The sequence below is a fragment of the Mesorhizobium sp. M7A.F.Ca.US.006.04.2.1 genome, from assembly GCF_004022915.1.
GTDB classification, from domain to species: domain Bacteria; phylum Pseudomonadota; class Alphaproteobacteria; order Rhizobiales; family Rhizobiaceae; genus Mesorhizobium; species Mesorhizobium ciceri.
On the sequence record NZ_RZQA01000705.1, the window covers coordinates 1 to 3,471 of the forward strand.

Genomic DNA, 3,471 nt, shown 5'->3' on the forward strand with positions numbered 1-3,471 from the left:
AGTGAGGCCAACGACATCGCGCTGCGCCATGCGCAGCGCGATGTCGTTGGCCTCACTGCCGGTGCAGGTCAGGATGGCGGTCGGCAGGCTGGCATCGAAGGTCGCGGTCAGCCGCTCGACATAGTCGAGGATGGCGGTGTGCAGATAGCGCGTGTGGGTGTTGAGCAGGCTTGCCTGCCGGCACAGGGCCTCGACCACATAGGGGTGGCAGTGGCCGACATGGGCGACATTGTTGTACGCGTCGAGATATTTGCGGCCGTCGGCATCGTAGAGCCAGACGCCTTCGCCGCGCACCAGGTGCACGGGCTCGTCATAGAACAATTGCGATTTCGCACCGAGCAGGCGCGAGCGCCGGCTAACCAGCGCTTCTTGCGGTTGAGTCATTGCGTCTCGAAACTCCGTTCTCTCCAATAAACCTTCAGACCTTCGACAGGCCTGCATCCAATGCTTCGCCGATCCTCGCGACATCCGCGGCGCTGACGATAAGCGGCGGCGACAGGATGATGGCGTTACCGGAGACGCGCAGCATGACGCCGGCCTCGTAGGCCGCCTCCGAAACCAATGCCATGGTCTTCTTGTCGGCGGGCTTTTTCGTCGCGCGGTCCGAGACCAGCTCCAGCGCCGCCATCAGGCCCTTGTACCGGACATCGCCGACGATCGCATGCTTCGCCTTCAGCCCCTCCAGCACGGCTGCGAGTTCGACACCACGCGCGGCCGCGTTCTCGTTCAGGCGCAGCCGTTTGGTCTCGGCAAGCGCCGCCAGACCCGCGGCACAGCCGACAGGATGGCCGGAATAGGTATAGCCATGGCCGATGGCGCCGAAGCTGGTCTTGTCGGCCTCGAAGACATCGGCGACCTTGGCGCCGATCAAAGTGGCGCCGAGCGGGAAATAACCCGAAGTGATCGCCTTGGCGATGGTCATGAAATCGGGCTTCACGCCGGACAGACGCGAACCCGACCATGCGCCGGTGCGGCCGAAGCCGGTGACAACCTCATCGGCGATCAAAAGGATCTCGTGGCGGTCGCAGATCTCGCGCACCAGCGGCATGAAGCTCTCATGCGGAACAATAACGCCGCCGGCGCCGAGAACCGGCTCCATGATGAACGCGGCGATGGTATCGCCGCCCTGGAAGGCGATTTCGTCCTCCAGCGCCCTGGCGCAAAGTTTTGCCAGCCGCACTGGGTCGGTCTCGTCGAACGGGTTGCGGAAGGTCCAGGGCGCAGGAATGTGGAAGACGCCCGGCAGCAGCGGCTCGTAGTTGCGGCGGAAATTGGCGTTGCCGTTGACCGACGCGCCACCGAAATGCGTGCCGTGATAGCCTTTCTTCAGCGCCAGGAACTTGGTCCGGTCGGCCTGGCCGCGGATCTTCCAGTACTGCCGCGCCAGCCGAAGTGCCGTTTCGACCGAATCCGAGCCGCCCGAAGTGAAAAACGTCCGCACCATGCCTTCTGGCTCGAACCATTCGCAGAGTTCGTAGGCGAGCTCGATCGACGGGCCGGTCGAGGTGCCGCGAAAGCCGGAATAATAGGGCAGCGCGCCAAGCTGGTCGGCGATCGCTTTCTTGATCGGTTCGCAGCTGTAGCCGAGATTGACGTTCCACAGGCCGCCGACGGCGTCGAGCACGGTGTTGCCGGCGATGTCGGTGACCATCACACCCTCGCCTTTCATGATCACCTTTGGCGGGTTTGCCCGCATCTCGGCCGGATGCGCCATCGGATGCCAGATCGGCTTGGCGTTGGTTTCGGTGAGAAAATTGATGTCGCGCATAATGGACTCCGCAAAAATCTCAGGCAACTGGGACGAGGTCGAAATGGCCGAGGGCCTCGGCATAGGAATGAGCCGGGCGAGCGACGTCGAAATGCACCGTGCGCATGCCGGCAGCACAGCCGCCATCGACATTGCGCCGCTGGTCGTCGACGAAGACGCAAGCGCCGGCCGGCACGCCGAGCGCCTCGGTGACGAAGGCATAGGCACGCGGGTCGGGCTTGAGGATGCCGGTGTAAGTGGCGTCGATGATCACATCGAAGAGGCCGAGCAACGGCAGCCGCTGGCGGAAGTCGGCGCCGTAGAACAGGTCGAGTTCATTGGACAGGATGGCCAGTCGAAAACCGGCGGCATGCACCGTGCGAATGGTGCTGTCAGCCTCCGGCCGCACCACCTTTTCCGGCTCGGCCCCTCGCGCGCGCCGGACGAAGGTCTCCATCGCCTGCCAGTCCTCGCCCACCAGACGGCCGACCTCGCTTGTGCGTGTGCGCCAATAGTCACGCTCGCTGATCTCGTCGGCCTGCATGGCGCGCCACAGCGGATCGCTGCCCGGATCGAACGGCCCGCGCCATTGCAGCGTCCCCGGCGCGAGGCCGAGCGCCTGTTCGGTCAAGGCGTGGGTCTCGAACAGCGTGCGGGTGACGACGCCGCCGAAATCGAGGACAAGCGCCTGGGCGGGAACAGCACTCACGCCGCCACTCCCTTGGCCGGCTTGCCGCGCGGGACGATGCCTTCCTCGACCCAGCGGTCGAAGATCTCGAGCGCCTTGCCGACGAAGTCGTCGCTGTTGATGTGAGCGTCGATCTCGTGGAACTCGACGCCGGCGGGAATGACCTTGCGCATTTCGTCAGTGAAGGCGGCCAGGGCTTCCGGCTCATAGAGCGGCTCGCCCTCCACGTCCCATTCCTGGATGCCCTGGGACGGCAGGATGAAGGCGGAGCGGCCTCTGGCGGCACCGAGCTTGGCGGCGATGGTCCTGGCGACCTGGCGGCGATCGTCGGCATCGACGGTGATCGAAGCGATCAGCCTGTTATGGGCATGAAACGGTCGCGTCGAGAATTTAGCCGGCAAATCCTGCCAGGTCGGCAGATCGACCATGTCGACCGCGCCGGGTGCTGCGATCTGCGGAACGCCGCGGGCGCCGGCATTCTCCAGCCGGTCGGTGCCGGAACTGACGACGGATCCCGCGAGATGATTGGTGATTTCCTGCAGGCTGAAATCGAACACCGCGCAAAAATGGTCTTGGCCGGCAATCGATTCGAAGGCACGGCCGCCCATCCCGGTGGTGTGGAAGACGGCAACGTCATAGCCGCGCTGTTCCAGCGCCGGCTTCAGCGTCTTCATGTAGCGCAGGCAGCTGCTGCCGAGCGAGGTCATGCCGATGGTCGGGCCTGTTGCCCGCGCCGACACGCGCGACGCCAGCACGATTTTCGCCGCGCCGACGACCGCACCACAGGCCTGTGACAGGACCAGCCTGCAGATCGAGTTGAGGCCGTACAGCCCGCCCGCCCAGAGGATCATCATCAGGTCGGGCGCGACGCGCTCGGGTGGGATGAGGTGCGAATAGGCGATGGTCGAGACGACGAATTTCGGCACGCCGAGCGGCAGGCAAAGCGCCACGTCGAGCGCCAGATCGGTTCCCATCGAACCGCCGATGGCGATGAAGGCGTCGATCTCGCCGTTTTGATGGAGCTTGCGCACCAGTT

The 3,471-nt window shown here is 64.7% G+C and carries 4 protein-coding genes; all 4 read right to left on the reverse strand.

Annotation, left to right across the window (positions count from 1 at the left end):
- A partial coding sequence (locus tag EN925_RS28420) for an aminotransferase class III-fold pyridoxal phosphate-dependent enzyme (protein WP_128337091.1) occupies window positions 1–384 on the reverse strand: 384 nt, incomplete at its 3' end.
- A gap of 34 nt (window positions 385–418) precedes the next feature.
- Entirely contained in the window at window positions 419–1,768 is a 1,350-nt protein-coding gene (locus EN925_RS28425) for an aminotransferase class III-fold pyridoxal phosphate-dependent enzyme (RefSeq protein WP_063169695.1), read from the reverse strand.
- Window positions 1,769–1,787: 19 nt separating this feature from the next.
- Window positions 1,788–2,456 carry an HAD-IA family hydrolase gene (locus EN925_RS28430; RefSeq protein ID WP_024502132.1) on the reverse strand — a complete coding sequence of 223 codons (669 nt, stop codon included), beginning with the start codon at window positions 2,454–2,456 and terminating at the stop codon, window positions 1,788–1,790.
- On the reverse strand, window positions 2,453–3,471 hold a 1,019-nt coding region (locus EN925_RS28435; RefSeq protein WP_164894444.1), incomplete at its 5' end, for a Tm-1-like ATP-binding domain-containing protein. The genes EN925_RS28435 and EN925_RS28430, both read right to left, overlap by 4 nt.

Bases quoted from the DNA above. Each gene is read 5' to 3' on its own strand.
- EN925_RS28425 (WP_063169695.1), bottom strand. From the start codon at position 1,768: ATGCGCGACATCAATTTTCTCACCGAAACCAACGCCAAGCCGATCTGG.